Genomic DNA, 17,087 nt, shown 5'->3' with positions numbered 1-17,087 from the left:
GAGGAGCGGCCGGGGGCGCGCAGGGTAGCCCAAGATCCACGTACGGTGATCGGCGCTGCGCGTTGCCGCCTCGTTCACGCGCAGGTCATTCCCGGTGCCAACGATCCAGAGAGAGCGGGTTGTTCGCGTCAGCGACGCCCCGCGACCACTGCCGACGCGTCACGCACTCGGGGAGACCGCGCCATGTCGCGCATACGCTCTGTCGCCAGCTCCGCGCTGGGCGTCCACCGCCGTACCGTCCTCGCCGCCGCCGGGGCGGTGTCCCTCTCCGCCGGAGTCGGCTACGCCCTGCGGCCCACCGACAGCCAGGCCGCCACCTCCGGCACCCCCGGGGCCGCCGCCGCCCAGGAGGCGCCGGTCGCCTCCGGGCGCCGGGCGCCCTTCCTGCCGCTCGCCCCCTACACCCGGGGCACCACCCTCGCGAGCGTCGCCGCCCCGCGCGGCACCTCCGGCTACCGCCGGCTCGCAGGCGGCCGCGGCTGGCCCCGGGTGGTCCGCGGCGAGCTGGCCGCCCCCAAGTCGGGCCGCGCCGACCGCCGTACGACGCTCGCCGCGTTCGTGCAACTCACCGACCTGCACATCATCGACGCCCAGCACCCGATGCGCCTGGAGTTCCTGCGCTCCACCGACGTGCACGCCTGGCGCCCGCAGGAGGCGCTGACCGTGCACGGCGCCGTCTCGCTGGTCGAGCGGGTCAACGCGCTGCGGGGCGCCCCCGTCACCGGCGCCCCGCTCCAGTTCGCCATGACCACCGGCGACAACACCGACAACAACGCCCGCACCGAGCTGGAGTGGTTCCTCACCGTGATGAGCGGCGGCCGGATCACCCCCAACTCCGGTGACCCCAGGCACTACGAGGGCGTCCTCAACAGCGGTCTCAAGCAGTACTGGCAGCCCGACTCGGCCGTCCGCGACGCCGACAAGCAGCTCGGCTTCCCGTACCTGGAGGGCTTCCTCGCCGCCGCCATGCGGGAGTTGCGCAGCCCCGGCCTGTCGATCCCCTGGTACTCCACGGTCGGCAACCACGACGCCATGCCGCTCGGCTGCTACGCCTCGCACCGCGACACCTGGCTCACCGACTTCGCCGTCGGCGGGAAGAAGCTGATGAGCCTGCCCGCGGCCGAGGCCAAGAAGCTCCAGGAAGCCCTGCGCAAGGCCAAGGACCCCGAGGGCGTGCAGTTCCGCGAGCTGCTCAAGGCGCACTCCCGGAACATGCGCTCGGTCACCGCGGACGAGCGGCGCGCGCCCTACACCCCGACCGAGTACATCAAGGCCCACCTCGACCCGGCGTTCCAGGGCGTCGGCCCGGCCGGGCACGGCTACTCCTCGGCGAACCTCGACGCGGGCACCCAGTACTACAGCTTCCGCATCGCCGGCGACGTCATCGGCATCAGCCTGGACACCACCGACGCGGGCGGCCACTACGAGGGCTCCGTCGGCAGTGCCCAGCTGCGCTGGCTGGACCGGACGCTGCGGGACAACGCGGACTCGTACGCCATCGTCTTCAGCCACCACACCAGCAAGACGATGGACAACACCCGCCGCGACCCGGCCCGGCCGAACGAGCGGCGGCACAACGGCCAGGAGGTCATCGCCCTCCTCGCCGGCCACAGCAACGTCCTGGCCTGGGTCAACGGTCACATCCACCGCAACGCCATCACCCCGCACCCGGCACCCGGCGGGCGTTCCTTCTGGGAGATCTCCACCGCCTCGCACGTCGACTTCCCGCAGCTCGCCCGGGTCATCGAGCTGGCGGACAACAAGGACGGCACGATCTCCCTGTTCACCACCTGCGTGGAGGCCGCGGCCCCGCACCGCATGGACTTCGCCGACCTCTCCCAGACCGGCCTCGCCGCCCTCTACCGCGAGATCTCCTTCAACGCCCCCGGTGCCCGGACGGACCTCGCGGGAGGCGGCGCCGACCGGAACACCGAGCTGGTGCTCAAAAAGGGCTGATCAGATAAGGCTGCAGAAAAACGGCTGAGACTCACTCAACCGGCCCACTCACGCTCAACCATCCCCAACCGTCCCAGGTCTGCCCTTCGTACCGGCCCGGTGCACCGAGGCGCCGGGCGACGAAGGGGGAAGACATGACCACACGAGTACGGGCGATGCTGGTGGCGGCCACGGCCGTGGCGCTCTCGGCCGCCCTGGCGGGTCCCGCGGCCGCCCAGGGCGAGGGCGGCACTCACTCGGCCACCCGCGAGGCCATGAAGGCGGCGGTCAAGGACGGGGTGCCCGGGGTGACCGCCGGCGCGCGCACCGACGGCCGCACCTGGTCGGCCACGGCCGGCGTCGGCAACCTGCGGACCGGCAAGGCGCGGTCCGTGGACGACCGTTACCGCGTCGGCAGCATCACCAAGACCTTCGTCGCCACCGTGCTGCTCCAGCTGGAGGCGGAAGGCCGGTTGTCGCTGGACGACACGGTCGACACCTGGCTGCCGGGCCTGGTGGAGGGCAACGGCCACGACGGCCGCAGGATCACCCTTCGCCGGCTCCTCAACCACACCAGCGGCATCTTCAGCTACACCGACGACCAGACCTTCGTGGAGACGTACGTCCTCAAGGACGGCTTCTTCCGGCACCGCTACGACACCAAGGCGCCCGAGGACCTGGTCGCGATCGCCATGACCCACAAGCCGGACTTCGAGCCGGGCACGGACTGGTACTACTCCAACACCAACTACGTGCTGGCGGGCATGGTCATCGAGAAGGCCACGGGACGCGGGTACGGCGAGGAGATCCGCGACCGCATCCTCGCCCCGCTGGACCTGCGCGCCACCTCGGTCCCCGGCACCCGGGTCACCGTCCCGCAGCCCAGCAGCCGGGCGTACTCCAAGCTCGCCGAGTCGACGACGGGCCCGACGTACGACGTCACGAAGCTCAACCCCTCCCTGGCCTACGCGGCGGGCGAGATGATCTCCGGCTCCGCCGACCTGAACCGCTTCTACACGGCCCTGCTGAAGGGCCGGCTGCTGCCGCCCGAGCAGCTGAAGGAGATGAAGACCACGGTCAGGGCCGAGGGCATCCCGAACGCCGGTTACGGCCTGGGCCTGATCGAACGCGAACTGTCCTGCGGCGTCACCGTCTGGGGCCACGGCGGCGGCATCCATGGCTCCTCCTCGGAGGCGGTGACCACGGCCGACGGCCGGCACGCCCTGTCGTTCAACTTCAACGGTGACTGGTCCGGGGACGCCGACGCGGTCCTGGAGGCGGAGTACTGCGGCGAGTAGACCACCGGGGGAGCGCATGAGGAGGGGCCGCCCGGCACGGCCCGGCGGCCCCTCCTCTCCCCTCCTGATGCCTCTCCGGTCCGTCACTACCGGGGCAGCACCACGACACAGGCGGCCGGGTCACGGTCCGCCGAGGCCATCAGCGCCGTGCGGACCACGGTCGCCTGCTGGTCCATGGCGTCCCTCAGCTTCTTGGGCGTGACGTACACGACCGTGATGCCGAGGCGCTCCAGGTGCTCGCGCTTGCGGGCGTACTCCGACCACAGCGCGTCCTCCTCTTGCCGATGGCCTTGCCGATGGCCTTGGCGCGGGGCGCGCGTGTCCAGTTCCAGCGCCACCGCGTGCTCCGGCCAGTACGCGTCCAGGCCGCCGAGGTGCGGGCCGCCGGGCAGGCGCAGGTCGATGTTCCACACCGGGTCGGGCAGGCCGTACTCGCGGACCATCGTGTACAGGCGGTCCTCCGCGATGGCCCGGCCCTCGGCGAGCAGGGAGTCCACGGCGTCCACGACATGCGGCCGGGACAGCAGCTTCGCCTGGCTCAACTCCTTCACCAGCGGCGCCGGTTCGCAGTGGCCGCCGCGGACGGCCTCGGTCAGCAGCCGGCGTACGGCGCCCGCGTCCGAGAGTCCGGCGACCGCGTCGGTCAGGGCGCGGGCAACCGGCGCCACGGGCAGGCCCGTGACCTCCTCGGGGGCCGGCAGGGCGGCCGTACGGACGATGCGGGCGCAGCCCGTCGAGCGGAGCCGGCGCAATCGGGGGACGAGGACGTCGATCGTGTCCAGGGCGGTGAGCGGAGGCGTCGCCGTGAAACCGTGCAGGGTGAGCGCCGCCAGGCCCGTGATCATCGACTCGGTGTACACCGGCCGGTGCGGCTCCGGCGCGCCCGGCTGCGGCGGCACCTGCACGTTCCGCTCCCGCGCCGCGTACAGCAGCACCGCGTGCAGCCGCTCCTCGCTGGTCGGGGGACCGGGGTGGAGCAGGTACACACCGGGGAGCACCTGCTGCCAGGGGCCGCCGGCCCGGCACTGCTCGGTGATCTCGGCGGCCGGGACTCCGTGCGCCCGCAGCTGCGCGGCCGTCAGCACGCGCCGCCGGACGTCGGAGAGCTGGTGGAGGGGGCGGGGGGAGAGCGGGGTGTTGTGGTTCATGACCGGGGAATGCCCGCGTCCGGTCCCCCTCTTAACCCCTGTTACACGCCCGTCGACAATTCCGGACAAGCTCGTCCTAAAGGACGGGTGTTCGGCTGCCGAGAAGGCACGGAAAACCCCTGGTCCGTTCGGGTGGGACCAGGGGTTACGGCTCCGTTTGCCCGAATTTCGTAACGGTCACGGACGCACTAAGCAGTGGCCAAAGGTCAGGCGTCGGCCGCCGCGTCGCACGCCTGACCGCGCAGCGCCCGCGCCAGATCGTCCCGCGCCTCCAGCACCAGCCGCCGCAGCGCGGGAGCGGCCTCCGGATGCGCCTGGAGCCAGGCGTCCGCCGCGTCCAGCGTCTCCCGCGACTCCTGCAGCGACGGGAACAGCCCCTGCACGACGATCATGCCGATCTGGATGGACCGCTCCTCCCACACCCGCTCGATCGCCGCGAAGTACTTCTCGGTGTACGGCGCCGTCAGCTCCCGCTGCGAGGGCCGGGCGAAGCCCGCGAGGGTCGCCTCCACCAGCGCGTTGGACAGCTGGTCCGACTCCACCACCTGCGCCCACGCCTGCGCCTTGACGGACGCCTGCGGACGCGCGGCGAGGCAGCGCACGTGGTGGCGCTTGCCGGACGCGGTGTCGTCCCGGGCGAGTTCGGCGGCCAGCTCCTCGTCGCCGACGACGTCGTGGGCGGCGAGCGCGTCCAGGAACGCCCAGCGCAGCTCCTGGTCGACGTCCAGGCCGGGCAGGGTCACCGTGCCGTCCAGCAGCCCGGTCAGCATCTCGAAGGCGGGCGCCGCGTTCGCCACCCGGGCGAAGAACCGCGCCCACGCCAGCTGGTGCTCGCTGCCCGGCTCGGCGGTGGACAGGTGAAGCGCCGCGCTCTCGGTGAGCCGCTGGTCCGTCCGCTCGCGGTGGCCGGGGGCCGTGTAGTGCACCGCCGCCGACTCCGCCCACGCGTGCAGCATCTGGAGCACGCCGATGTCGGACTCCCGTGCCGCGAACCGCAGCACCAGGTCGATGAACTCCCGGGCGGGCAGCAGCGCGTCCCGCGTCATGTTCCACAGCGCCGACCAGCACAGGGCGCGGGCCAGCGGATCGGTCATGTCGCCCAGGCCCTGGCGAAGCGCCGCCAGCGAGGTCTCGTCGAACCGCGTCTTGCAGTACGTCAGGTCGTCGTCGTTGACCAGCACCAGCTCCGGCGCCTCGGCCCCGGCCAGTTCCGCCACGACCGTCCGCGGTCCTTCGACGTCCACCTCCGCCCGCGCGTACCGCTCCAGCACCCCGCCGGTACGGCGGTACAGGCCCACCGCGACCCGGTGCGGCCGCAGCTCGGGGTGGGACTCGGGCGCCTCCTGCACCACCGCCAGCTCCGCGACCCGGCCGTCCGGGTCCAGCAGCACCTGCGGGGTGAGGGAGTTGACCCCGGCCGTCTGCAGCCAGGACCGCGCCCAGGCGCCCATGTCCCGGCCGCTGGTCTCGCCGAGCACCGACAGCAGGTCGCCGAGCCGGGTGTTGCCGTAGGCGTGCCGCTTGAAGTAGCGGCGGGCGCCCTCCAGGAACGCGTCCTGGCCGACGTACGCCACGAGTTGCTTCAGCACGGAAGCGCCCTTGGCGTAGGTGATCCCGTCGAAGTTGAGCTTGGCGTCCTGCAGGTCGCGGATGTCCGCGGTGACCGGGTGCGTGGAGGGCAGCTGGTCGGCGCGGTACGCCCAGGCCTTGCGGCGGTTGGCGAAGGTGATCCAGCCGTCGGTGAAGCGGGTCGCGCCCACCGTCGCGAAGGAGCCCATGAAGTCGGCGAAGGACTCCTTCAGCCACAGGTCGTCCCACCACTCCATGGTGACCAGGTCGCCGAACCACATGTGCGCCATCTCGTGCAGGATGACGTTGGCCCGGCTCTCGTAGGACGCCTGGGTCACCTTGCCGCGGAAGATGTACTCCTCGCGGAAGGTGACGAGCCCCGGGTTCTCCATCGCGCCGAGGTTGTACTCGGGCACGAAGGCCTGGTCGTACTTCCCGAACGGGTACGGGTAGTCGAAGTGGTCGTGGAAGAAATCCAGGCCCTGCTTGGTCACCAGGAACACGTCGTCGGCGTCGAAGTGCGGCGCGAGACCCTTGCGGCACATCGCGCCGAGCGGGATCCGCAGCGTCGTACCGTCGTCGAAGGTGCGGGTGTAGGAGTCCGTCACATAGTGGTACGGGCCCGCCACCACGCAGGTGATGTACGTCGAGATCGGCTTGGTCTCCGCGAACCGCCACACCCCGTCGGTCTGCTTGCCCACGCCGTTGCTCCACACCGTCCACCCCTCGGGCGCCCGCACCTCGAAGCGGAACGGCGCCTTGAGGTCGGGCTGTTCGAAGCAGGCGTGGACGCGCCGGGAGTCGGCCGGCTCGTACTGGGTGTACAGGTACACCTCGCCGTCCTCGGGGTCGACGAAGCGGTGCAGGCCCTCGCCGGTACGGGAGTAGGCGCACTGCGCGTCGACGATCAGCTCGTTGTCGGCGGCGAGGTCCTCCAAGGTGATCCGGGAGCCGTCGAAGACCTCGCTCGGGTCGAGGTCCCGGCCGTTGAGCGACAGGGCGGTGACGCCCGGCGCGATCAGGTCGGCGAACGTGGTGGCGCCCGGCTCGGCGCAGCGGAAGCGGACGGTGGTGACCGAGCGGAAGGTGCGCGGCCCGTCCGCCGGCTCGTCGCCGACCGCGGAACGCAGGTCGAGGGACACGTCGTACCCGTCGACGGACAGCAGTGCGGCCCGTTCCCGGGCCTCGTCGCGGGTCAGGTTCTCACCGGGCACGGGTGGCGCTCCTCACGGCGTGTTCAGTATGCGGACAGGCCCGATCCTGCCATGGGCGCTCGGGCGGTGGCAGCCGGGAATGGGGGAGGCGGGGGCCGGTGTTGCGGCTGTCAAAGACCGCTTCCCTAGGAGAGCCATGTCCGAGACCGCGAAGACCCCTGTCGACTTCTGGTTCGATCCGCTGTGCCCCTGGGCCTGGATGACCTCCCGCTGGGTGCTGGAAGTGGAGAAGGTCCGCGACATCGAGGTCCGCTGGCACATCATGAGCCTGGCCGTGCTGAACGAGCCGAAGCTGGACGAACTGCCCGAGGAGTACCGCGACCTGCTGGAGACCAAGGCGTGGCAGCCGATCCGGGTGGTGACCGCGGCCTGGCAGAAGCACGGCTCCGAGATCCTCGGCCCGCTGTACACGGCGCTCGGCACCCGTATCCACAACGACGGCGAGGGCCCGACCCGGGAGGCTGTCGCCGGCGCCCTCGCCGATGTCGGTCTGCCGGCCGACCTGATCGACTACTTCGACCAGAAGGACTTCGAGTTCGACGCCGAGCTGCGCGCCTCCCACAAGGAGGGCATCGACAAGGTCGGCCAGGAGGTCGGCACTCCGGTGATCGCGCTGCCCGGTGACGACGGCGAGCAGATCGCCTTCTTCGGCCCGGTCGTCACCCCGGCTCCCAAGGGCGAGGAGGCCGCCCGCCTGTGGGACGGCACCCTCGCGGTGGCCTCGGTTCCCGGCTTCTACGAGATCAAGCGCACCCGCACCAAGGGCCCGGACTTCAGCAACCTGTAAGCCCGCCGCGCCGCGCACGGGAAGCCCCCGCGAGTCACGTCCTCGCGGGGGCTTCCGTCATTCCGCCCGCCTGCGTGAAGGGTGAGAAGACGATCACGAGGCGGGACGACCGAGGGGCGTCAGGACCCCAGCAGCAGTACGTCCGCGCGGGACGTGGCGGCCGTGTGACGCCGGGCCACGTCCTGCCAGTTGACGACCTGCCACATGGCCTCGATGAAGTCCACCTTCTGGTTCTTGTACTGCAGGTAGAAGGCGTGCTCCCAGGCGTCGAAGACGAGGATCGGCACCGAGCCCTGGCCGACGTTGCCCTGGTGGTCGTAGACCTGCTCCACGACCAGCCGCCCGCTCAGCGGCTCGTAGGCGAGGACGCCCCAGCCCGAACCCTGCGTGGTGGCGGCGGCCTTGGTCAGCTGGGCCTTGAAGCCCGCGAAGGAGCCGAACGACTCGGTGATGGCGTCCGCGAGGTCGCCCACGCCGTCCACCGCGAGTGGCTCGCCGCCGCCCTCGCCGGTCATGTTCTGCCAGTAGATCGAGTGCAGGATGTGCCCGGACAGATGGAAGGCCAGGTTCTTCTCCAGCCCGTTGATCGTCCCCCACTGCTCCTTGTCCCGCGCCTCGGCGAGCTGCTCCAGCGTGTCGTTGGCCCCCTTCACATACGCCGCGTGGTGCTTGTCGTGGTGCAGCTCGATGATCTCTGGGCTGATCACGGGAGCGAGCGCGGAGTAGTCGTACGGCAGTTCAGGAAGCGTGTAGACGGGCATGGGTGAAGTCCCCTCCGACCTCTTATTGCAAGTAGCTTGCAAGTGCAGGCTAGCAGCAGTAAGCGCGGAAGTGGGGGAGGCGGATGGCCCGCAGGCGGCCGAAAACGAGAACGGGCGCTCGGACCCGAGCACCCGTTCGTCGTCTACGACCGCGACCGGCTCGCCGCATGGGCAGCCGAAGCGGAGATCTGATCAGCCCTTGGCCGCCCGGGCCCGCTGCCACGCGTACCCCACGCCCGCCAGGAACAGGGTCATCGCACCGGTCGAGTACAGCTGCACGCGGGTGTCCGGCTCCCGCGCCATCAGCACGAAGATCGCCACCATGCCGGCCAGCGCGACCCAGGTCAGCACCGGGAACGCCCACATGCGCACCGTCAGCTTCTCGGGCTCCTCGCGCTCCAGGCGGGCCCGGAGCCGGAGCTGGGAGACGGCGATGAAGATCCACACCACCAGGATCACCGCGCCGATCATGTTCAGCAGCCACGGGAACACATCGTCCGGCCGCCAGTAGCTGAGCAGCACGCACACGAAGCCGAACACCGAGGAGGCGAGGACGGCGACGCGCGGCACACCGGAGCTCACCCGGCCGAGCGCCTTCGGGCCCTGCCCACGCTGGACCAGGGAGTACGCGATGCGCGAGGAGCCGTAGATGTTGGCGTTCATCGCCGACAGCAGCGCCACCAGCACCACCACGTTCATCAGCTGACCGGCGCCCGGGATGCCCAGCTCGTCGAGGGCCGCGACGTACGGGCCCTTCTCCACGACCGCCGCCGAGTCCCAGGGGACCAGCGTCACGATGACCGCCATCGAGCCGATGTAGAAGAGGGCGATGCGCCACATCGCGGTGCGCACAGCGCTCGCCACGCCCTTGACCGGGTTCTCCGACTCGGCGGCGGCGATGGTCACCGTCTCCATGCCGCCGTACGCGAAGACCGAGGCGAGCAGGCCGATGATCAGGCCCTCGCCGCCGTTGGGCAGGAAGTCGGTCAGGTTCGAGGTGCCCGGCGCGTCCGTGCCGGGCAGGACGCCGAAGATGGCCAGGCCGCCGAGGACCAGGAACAGGCTGATCGCACCGACCTTCAGGGCGGCGAACCAGAACTCGAACTCACCGAAGTTCTTCACCGCGGCCAGGTTCGCCCCGCAGAACACCACCATGAACAGCGCCACCCACGCCCACTCCGGCGTGCCCGGCAGCCAGCCGGTGACGATCTTCGCGGCACCGATGCCCTCCAGGCCGACCGCCGTGCAGAGCAGGACCCAGAAGGACCAGCCCGCGGTGAACCCGGCCCAGGGCCCGATCGCCCGCTCGGCGTGCGCCGAGAAGGAGCCGGAGGAGGGATACGCGGCGGACATCTCGCCGAGCATCCGCATCACCAGCATCACGAGGAGTCCGGAGAGGGCGTAGGCGACGACGATCGAGGGACCCGCGGCGGCGATACCGGCGCCGGAGCCGACGAACAGTCCGGCGCCGATGACACCCCCGAGGGCGATCATCGACAGATGGCGCTGCTTGAGGCCGTGGGAGAGGGAGACGCCGTCCTGCTGCGGCGGCGTCTCGACTGTGGTGCTGGGCATGGGCGCGGCTCGTCCAATGCAGAGGATGGGCAAAATCGCCCACAGTCTGGGGGCCGTGTCCGCTCAGGCGAAGGGGCCGCCCAGTATGCGGACAGGTACGCCACAGAGCGTACGGGACCCTTCACCGCCGAGGGATTGGGGGAACCCTACAGCCCCTCCCCGGTCCCCCTTCGTGACCCGCACGTCCTCACCTCAGTGACCGGCATCACGCCGTACCCCGTGTAACCGCTCCTCTTTGTGCAGAGCCCACCAAGGCGGTGATCCGGCCTTTGTCGACCAGTGACGGTGATCGGCTCCAGGCCCCTGGGATAGCGTCGCCGTGTCCCAGCCTGCCCCCACCTTCGCGGAGTCCCCATGAGCACCGCCGCTGTCGCCGCCCCCGCCCGCTCCGGACAGGTCCTCGCCGACCTGCTCCCCGCCTCCCGTGTCCGGGACATCGCACTCGTGGCCGGCGGCGCCGCGCTCACCGGTCTCGCCGCCCAGATCGCCGTGCCGGTGCCGGGCACCCCGGTCCCGGTGACCGGCCAGACCTTCGCCGCGCTGCTCGTCGGCACCGCGCTCGGCGCCCGCCGCGGTGTCGTGGCGCTGGCCCTGTACGCGCTGGCCGGTCTCGCGGGCATGCCGTGGTTCGCAGGCGGCAGCCACGGCTTCAGCGCCTCCTTCGGCTACATCCTCGGCATGCTCCTGGCCTCCGCCGCCGTCGGCGCCCTCGCCCGCCGCGGCGCCGACCGCTCGATGCCGCGCATGGCCGGCACGATGCTCCTCGGCGAGGCGATCATCTACGCCATCGGCGTCCCCTACCTGGCCTTCTCGGCCGACCTGTCCGCCTCCGCCGCCATCGCGGCCGGCCTCACGCCGTTCCTCATCGGCGACGCCCTGAAGGCGGCCCTGGCGATGGGCCTGCTGCCCACCGCCTGGAAGCTGCTCGACAAGTAGCCCTGCCGGAAGCATCTTTCGTCCCATCGGCCGGGCGACCCGACACCTGTCGTCGGGTCGCCCGGCCGAGGTGTCTCAGGGCTCAGCTCTCCTGCCGGGCCGGCCGCCGCGGCCCGGACCACCACAGCCCGGCCGCGCCCGCCGCCAGCAGCGCCGCCCCGGCCGCCCCCAGCGGCAGCACGTCCCGCTTGCTGCCGGTCTCGGCCAGCTCGTCACCGCCGGGCGCCACCGGCTTGTTGTCGGTGCCCAGCAGCAGCGGGGTGGCCGGGGCGTTCGGCGACGGGTTCGTCGTACCGAACGGCACCGGGCCCTGCTGCCAGTACGTCTTGTCGCCCGACGCGGTCTGGACGGGCAGGCAGATCTTTCCCGTCCTGCCCAGGTCGTACGTCGCCTCGACGTCGTACGATTTCGAGTCGCCGGCCGCGAGATTGTCCACGGCGCAGGCGAATCCGCTGTTCGAACCTTCCGGCAGATCGCTTTTGGTAATCTGTGAACAGCCCTGAACATTCTTGACCGTCAGGCCGTCGAATCCGACGACCAGAAGCCTGATCTCTCCGCTCTCCTTCGTCCCTTCGTTTTTCACGGTGGCGGTAATCTCCGTCTCCCGCGACGCGTTGTCGACCGAGATCTTCTCCGGCAGAGTCGTGGTCATTTCCACCCCGGCCGGCGCCTCGTCAACGGCCTTTCCCCCCTTGCTGCTCTGAGGTCCCTGGTCTTCCGCCGCGGCGGTGAACGGAAGGATCATCACTGCCGAGAAGGATGCTGCAACCAGCGATCCCGCGATGGTCGTCGTACGACGAGAACTCATGTTCGTCCCCCTTGGCTGCGCCTGAATTCGCAGTACTTGAAGAGGTACCACAAGATTTCTCCGCACTATGCTGGGGTGGCGCGAAGTGTGACCATCGTGTTTCAAACGGACTGACTCGGTGGCCAATTCACGGGCTTTGAGGGGGTGCAGCGCATTGCCGGGAAATACGGGAAACACGAGGAGCGGCGGGATTCCGGGGCTACTGGTGATCGGGCGCTATCGGCTGGTCGAAAGCATCGGGCAGGGGGGAATGGGGCGGGTGTGGCGGGCCGCCGACGAAATACTCGACCGGCCGGTGGCGATCAAGGAGATGCGGATAGACGGCCTCGACGCCGAGGACACCCGCACCCGCCGCGAACGCACCCTGCGCGAGGCCCGGGCCACCGCCCGCATCGACCACCCCCACGTGGTGCGGGTCTACGACGTCGTGGACGAGGGCGAACGGCTGTGGATCGTCATGGAGCTGGTCGACGGCCGCTCCCTGGAACGGATCATCGCCGAGGAGGGCCCGCTGAGCCCGGCGGAGGCGGCCCGCATCGGACTCGGCCTGGTGGCCGCGCTGCGCCAGGTGCACGAACGGGGCGTCCTGCACCGGGACATCAAACCCGGCAACGTCCTGGTGGAGGCGCGGGCCCGGCGCGTGGTCCTCACGGACTTCGGCATCGCGGCGATCCAGGACACGACGGCGCTCACCATGGTGGGCATGCTGGTCGGCTCGCCCGACTACATGGCCCCCGAGCGGATCTCCGGGCGCCCGCAGGGACCGCCGTCGGACGTCTGGTCGCTGGGCGCCACGCTGTGCGCGGCCCTGGGCGGCCGCTCCCCCTTCTCCCGGGGCACCACCCTGGCCACCCTGCACGCGGTCCTGTACGAGGAGCCCGAACTGCCCGCCTCGGCCGGTCACTTGCGCCCCATCCTGGCGGCCCTGCTGGAGAAGGAACCGGAGCTGCGCCCCAGCCTGGGGGAGCTGGACAGCGCCCTGCAGCCGATCGCGTTCCCGCCTCCCACGCCCACGGTGGCGGTGCCGACGGCGAGGGAGGCCCCGGAGCCGGTACGGGAGGAGTCCCTGGCCCGAGACCCCAGGAAGCCCGAGCCGACCGACACCCCGCCCGCCGAAGCGCACCGCCCCACCCACACCTTCGGCCACCGAAGCCCCGGCACCTCGCGTACCCCGGGCATCTCCCTCGCCCGCAGGGAGCCCGAGCCGACCGGGGTCCCCCGCGAGGCCGACCCGGCCGCGGTGCCGCGCCACAGGCCCGAGCCCACCGCCGTGCTGCCACAGCAACCCGAGACAGCGGCGGTGCCGCACCACGAGCCCGACCCGGCCGCGGTGCTGCGGCAGGAGCCTGAGTCGGCCGGGGTGCCGCGCCACGATGCTGGCCCGGCCGGGGCGCGGCGCCACAGGTCCGAGCACGCCGCCGTGCTGCCACAGGAACCCGAGTCGGCGGCGGTGCCGCGCCACGAGCCCGGCCCGGCCGCGGTGCTGCGGCAGGAGCCTGAGTCGGCTGCGGTGCTGCGGCAGGAGCCTGGTTCGGCCGGGGTTCCACGCGACGAGGCCGGCCCGGCCGGGGTGCTGGGCCGCAGGTCCGAGCACGCCGCCGTGCTGCCACAGGAACCCGAGTCGGCGGCGGTGCCGCGCCACGATGCTGGCCCGGCCGCGGTGCTGCGGCAGGAGTCTGAGTCGGCCGGGGTGCCGCGCCATGAGCCTGAGTCGGCTGCGGTGCTGCGGCAGGAGCCTGGTTCGGCCGGGGTTCCACGCGACGAGGCCGACCCGGCCGGGGTGCCGCGCCACAGGCCCGAGCCCACCGCCGTGCTGCCACAGCAACCCGAGTCAGCGGCGGTGCCGCACCACGATGCTGGCCCGGCCGCGGTGCTGCGGCAGGTGCCCGAGTCAGCGGCGGTGCCGCGCCACGAGCCCGACCCAGCTGCGGTGCCGCGGCAGGCGCCCGACCCGGCCGCGGTCCTGCGCCACGCGGCCGATCCGGCCGCCGTGCCGCGCTATGAGCCCCAGCCCCCCGCCGTGCCGCGCCACGAGCCCCAGCCCCCCGCCGTCCTGCGCCACGAGGCCGAGACGGAACGGCGGCCGGGCCCCGCCTTCGCCCCCGGCCCGGGCCCCGCGCCCCCGGGCGAGCTGCCCGGCCCCCGCCCCATGCCCCCGGGCGAGCTGCCCGGCCCTGCAGCCCCCGTCCGCCCCCGCCCGGGGCGCCGCGGGCCCGCCCTCCTTGCCGCAGCGGGGCTCGTCACCGCCGGAGCCGTGGTGGCCGTCGTCCTGCTCATGAACGCCGGCGGGTCCCCCGAGGACGACAAGGCCGGCGGCTCGGCTTCCTCCTCCTCCGCGTACTCGCCCTCACCCACCTCCCCCTCGCCCACCGTGGAAGGCACCGCCCGCCCGCAGACCCTGCCGCCGGGAGCGCGCGCGGAGGCCGGCGGGTTCGCCTGGGTGCCCCCCGAGGGCTGGCGGCGGGACGTGAAGACGGGCGCGGAGGTGCACTACACCTCGCCCGACGGCAGACAGGAACTCGTCACGAAGTCCTCCCTCGCCCGCGGCGACCTCATGGAGACCTGGGAGACCTCGGAACAGAACGCCCACCAGGGGCAGGCGTACCAAAAGATCCGCCTGGAGGAGACGACGTTCCGCGGCTCTCCCGCGGTCGTCTGGGAGTACACCTTCACGCTGGAGGGAGTCCCCTGGCACGCAAGGCTGCTGGGCTTCAACGAGAAGGGGAAGTCGTACCAGATCAACACCTGGTACCAGCCGGACATCGAGGACCGGGCCCTGCGCACCTACGAGAAGGTCAAGGACAGCTTCACCCTCCTCTGAACACGCAAAGGGGGCCCCGAGGGGCCCCCTTCACGCATGTGCGAGCGGATCAGCCGACCTTGACCTCGTCGACCTCGTCGACCTCGTCGGCGTCGCCCCGGAGCTTCTCCTTGACGAACGCGATGGCCAGCACGATCGCCGCGACCAGCAGCGACAACAGCACCGTCCGGCGTCCGTCGTGCTCGGTGTCGGTGAGCATGTATCCCAGGACGAACACGATCATCGCGGCCGTGGCCCAGGTCAGATACGGGTACAGCCACATCCGGACGACCAGCTTCTCCGGCGCCTCGGCCTGGATGATCTTCCGCATCCGCAGCTGCGAGAAGCAGATGGCCAGCCAGACGAACAGGGCCACCGCACCGCTGGAGTTGAGCAGGAAGAGGAAGACGGTGTCCGGGTACTGGTAGTTGAAGAAGACGGCGACGAAGCCGAAGACGACGGAGGAGAGGATCGCCGCGAGCGGCACCCCCCGGCCGGTGGTCTTCGCGAACGCCTTGGGCGCGTCCCCGCGCCGGCCGAGGGAGAAGGCCATGCGGGACGCCGTGTACAGACCCGAGTTGAGGCAGGACAGCACCGAGGTCAGCACGATGAAGTTCATGATCTGACCGGCGTGCGGGATGCCGAGGGAGTCGAGGGAAGCGACGTAGGAACCGTCCTCGGCGATCGACTTGCTGTCCCACGGGAGCAACGTGACCACGACGAAGATCGAGCCGAGGTAGAAGACGGCGACGCGCCAGATGATGCTGTTGGTCGCCTTGGTGACGGCCCGCTGCGGGTCCTCGGACTCGCCGGCGGCCAGCGTGGCGATCTCACTGCCCATGAAGGAGAAGACGACGAGCAGCACACCGGTGAGGATCGCGCCGGGCCCGTTCGGCAGGAAGCCGCCGTGCTCGGTGAGGTTGCCCAGCCCGGCCTGATCGCTGTCGACGCCCGGCAGCAGGCCGAAGACGGCGAGCCCGCCGATCACGATGAACGCGGCGATCGCGACGACCTTGATACCGGCGAACCAGAACTCGAACTCGCCGTAGGAGCCGACGGAGACCAGGTTGGTGGCGGTCAGCACCACCATCACGATGAGCGCCCAGGCCCACTGCGGTACGGCCGGGATCCAGCCTTCGAGGATCACCGCGCCGGCGGTCGCCTCGACGGCCAGCACCACGACCCAGAAGAACCAGTACAGCCAGCCGATGGAGAAACCGGCCCAGCGGCCGAGCGCACGGTCGGCGTGCGCCGAGAACGAACCCGAGGTCGGGTTGGCCGCGGACATCTCACCGAGCATCCGCATCACCAGCACCACGAGCGTGCCGACGAGTGCGTACGACAGGAGGATGCCGGGGCCCGCGGTGGCGATACCGGAGGAGGACCCGACGAAGAGTCCGGCGCCGATGACACCGCCGATCGCGATCATCGACAAGTGGCGGTTCTTGAGCCCTGCCTGGAGGCCGTTACCGGGATCGCCGGGGGCTCCAGGGTCCTTTTCAGCCTTCGACAGGGTCGGCTGCGAGGTCATAGGGGGAATTCCTTCGTGCCGGTGCCTAACAAGTTGGTCCAGTGAATCTGAGGCAAAGGAGTAATTGAACCTTTGATTCCGGATCGTTACTTGAGGTTTGCCTGAGGTTCTGTACTGTTGCTCAGGCTTTTCGGGATCAACCCCCGGGGCGGCTGCCCGGGAACAGGCGTGTCACACTCGTCGCATGCGCGTGTACCTCGGCTCCGACCATGCGGGCTACGAACTCAAGAACCACCTCGTCGAGTGGCTGAAGGCGGCGGGGCACGACCCCGTCGACTGCGGCCCTCACCTCTACGACGCCCAGGACGACTACCCGCCCTTCTGCCTCCGCGCCGCAGAGCGCACCGCCGCCGACCCCGACGCCCTCGGCATCGTGATCGGCGGCTCCGGCAACGGCGAGCAGATCGCGGCGAACAAGGTCAAGGGTGTCCGTGCGGCACTGGCCTGGAGCGAGGAGACCGCGGCCCTGGGCCGCCAGCACAACGACGCCAACGTCGTAGCGGTCGGCGCCCGCATGCACACCCAGGACGAGGCGACGAAGTTCGTGGAGACCTTCCTCGCCACCCCGTTCTCGGGCGACGAGCGCCACATCCGCCGCATCGACATGCTGGCGTCCTACGAGACCACGGGCGACCTCCCCCCGATCCCCCCGCACCACCCGCAGCAGTAAGCCTTTCAGCCCGTCCGGCGTCCGCGCACAGCGACGCCGGTCGGCGCCTTCCAGC

General features: G+C 71.1%; 12 protein-coding genes. 6 read left to right on the top strand and 6 right to left on the bottom strand.

Annotated features, from left to right (window positions below; genetic code table 11):
• The first annotated feature begins 183 nt into the window (after positions 1-183).
• Positions 184-1,956 (top strand): TIGR03767 family metallophosphoesterase, encoded by a 1,773-nt coding sequence (locus ACWD11_RS30775; protein WP_451286900.1) that lies wholly within the window; start codon positions 184-186, stop codon positions 1,954-1,956.
• A gap of 134 nt (positions 1,957-2,090) precedes the next feature.
• Positions 2,091-3,233 (top strand): serine hydrolase domain-containing protein, encoded by a 1,143-nt coding sequence (locus ACWD11_RS30770; RefSeq protein WP_451286898.1) that lies wholly within the window; start codon positions 2,091-2,093, stop codon positions 3,231-3,233.
• Positions 3,234-3,319: 86 nt separating this feature from the next.
• Here the strand turns inward: ACWD11_RS30770 and ACWD11_RS30765 are convergent, their stop codons facing one another.
• Both ACWD11_RS30765 and pepN read right to left on the bottom strand, forming a co-directional pair.
• Positions 3,320-4,381 (bottom strand): hypothetical protein, encoded by a 1,062-nt coding sequence (locus tag ACWD11_RS30765; RefSeq protein ID WP_451286896.1) that lies wholly within the window; start codon positions 4,379-4,381, stop codon positions 3,320-3,322.
• A gap of 206 nt (positions 4,382-4,587) precedes the next feature.
• Positions 4,588-7,164, bottom strand: coding sequence for an aminopeptidase N (pepN, locus tag ACWD11_RS30760; protein WP_451286894.1), 2,577 nt, complete (start codon positions 7,162-7,164; stop codon positions 4,588-4,590).
• A 136-nt stretch (positions 7,165-7,300) separates the two neighbouring features.
• Here pepN and ACWD11_RS30755 point away from each other — a divergent pair, with 136 nt between their 5' ends.
• Positions 7,301-7,951 (top strand): mycothiol-dependent nitroreductase Rv2466c family protein, encoded by a 651-nt coding sequence (locus ACWD11_RS30755; RefSeq protein WP_389416021.1) that lies wholly within the window; start codon positions 7,301-7,303, stop codon positions 7,949-7,951.
• A gap of 119 nt (positions 7,952-8,070) precedes the next feature.
• Here ACWD11_RS30755 and ACWD11_RS30750 read toward each other — a convergent pair whose 3' ends face one another.
• Entirely contained in the window at positions 8,071-8,712 is a 642-nt protein-coding gene (locus ACWD11_RS30750; RefSeq protein ID WP_451286892.1) for a superoxide dismutase, read from the bottom strand.
• Between the two features lie 192 nt (positions 8,713-8,904).
• Positions 8,905-10,287, bottom strand: a complete 1,383-nt coding sequence (locus ACWD11_RS30745) for an amino acid permease (RefSeq protein WP_389416023.1) — start codon at positions 10,285-10,287, stop codon at positions 8,905-8,907.
• A 354-nt stretch (positions 10,288-10,641) separates the two neighbouring features.
• Between ACWD11_RS30745 and ACWD11_RS30740 the strand changes: the two genes are divergently transcribed.
• Positions 10,642-11,223 (top strand): biotin transporter BioY, encoded by a 582-nt coding sequence (locus ACWD11_RS30740; RefSeq protein WP_451286890.1) that lies wholly within the window; start codon positions 10,642-10,644, stop codon positions 11,221-11,223.
• An 82-nt stretch (positions 11,224-11,305) separates the two neighbouring features.
• Here ACWD11_RS30740 and ACWD11_RS30735 read toward each other — a convergent pair whose 3' ends face one another.
• On the bottom strand, positions 11,306-12,031 hold the full coding sequence (locus tag ACWD11_RS30735; protein ID WP_451286888.1) for a hypothetical protein: 726 nt from the start codon (positions 12,029-12,031) through the stop codon (positions 11,306-11,308).
• Between the two features lie 250 nt (positions 12,032-12,281).
• Here ACWD11_RS30735 and ACWD11_RS30730 point away from each other — a divergent pair, with 250 nt between their 5' ends.
• Entirely contained in the window at positions 12,282-14,852 is a 2,571-nt protein-coding gene (locus ACWD11_RS30730) for a protein kinase domain-containing protein (protein ID WP_451286886.1), read from the top strand.
• Positions 14,853-14,901: 49 nt separating this feature from the next.
• Here ACWD11_RS30730 and ACWD11_RS30725 read toward each other — a convergent pair whose 3' ends face one another.
• Complete coding sequence (locus ACWD11_RS30725; protein WP_451286884.1) at positions 14,902-16,362, bottom strand: amino acid permease; 1,461 nt, start codon at positions 16,360-16,362, stop codon at positions 14,902-14,904.
• Between the two features lie 184 nt (positions 16,363-16,546).
• Here ACWD11_RS30725 and ACWD11_RS30720 point away from each other — a divergent pair, with 184 nt between their 5' ends.
• Positions 16,547-17,032 (top strand): ribose-5-phosphate isomerase, encoded by a 486-nt coding sequence (locus ACWD11_RS30720; RefSeq protein ID WP_389416028.1) that lies wholly within the window; start codon positions 16,547-16,549, stop codon positions 17,030-17,032.
• Positions 17,033-17,087 lie beyond the last annotated feature (55 nt).

Source organism: Streptomyces sp. NPDC002776, from assembly GCF_053592195.1.
The sequence above is the reverse complement of the archived record's forward strand: the minus strand, read 5'-3'. Positions and strand labels throughout refer to the sequence as shown.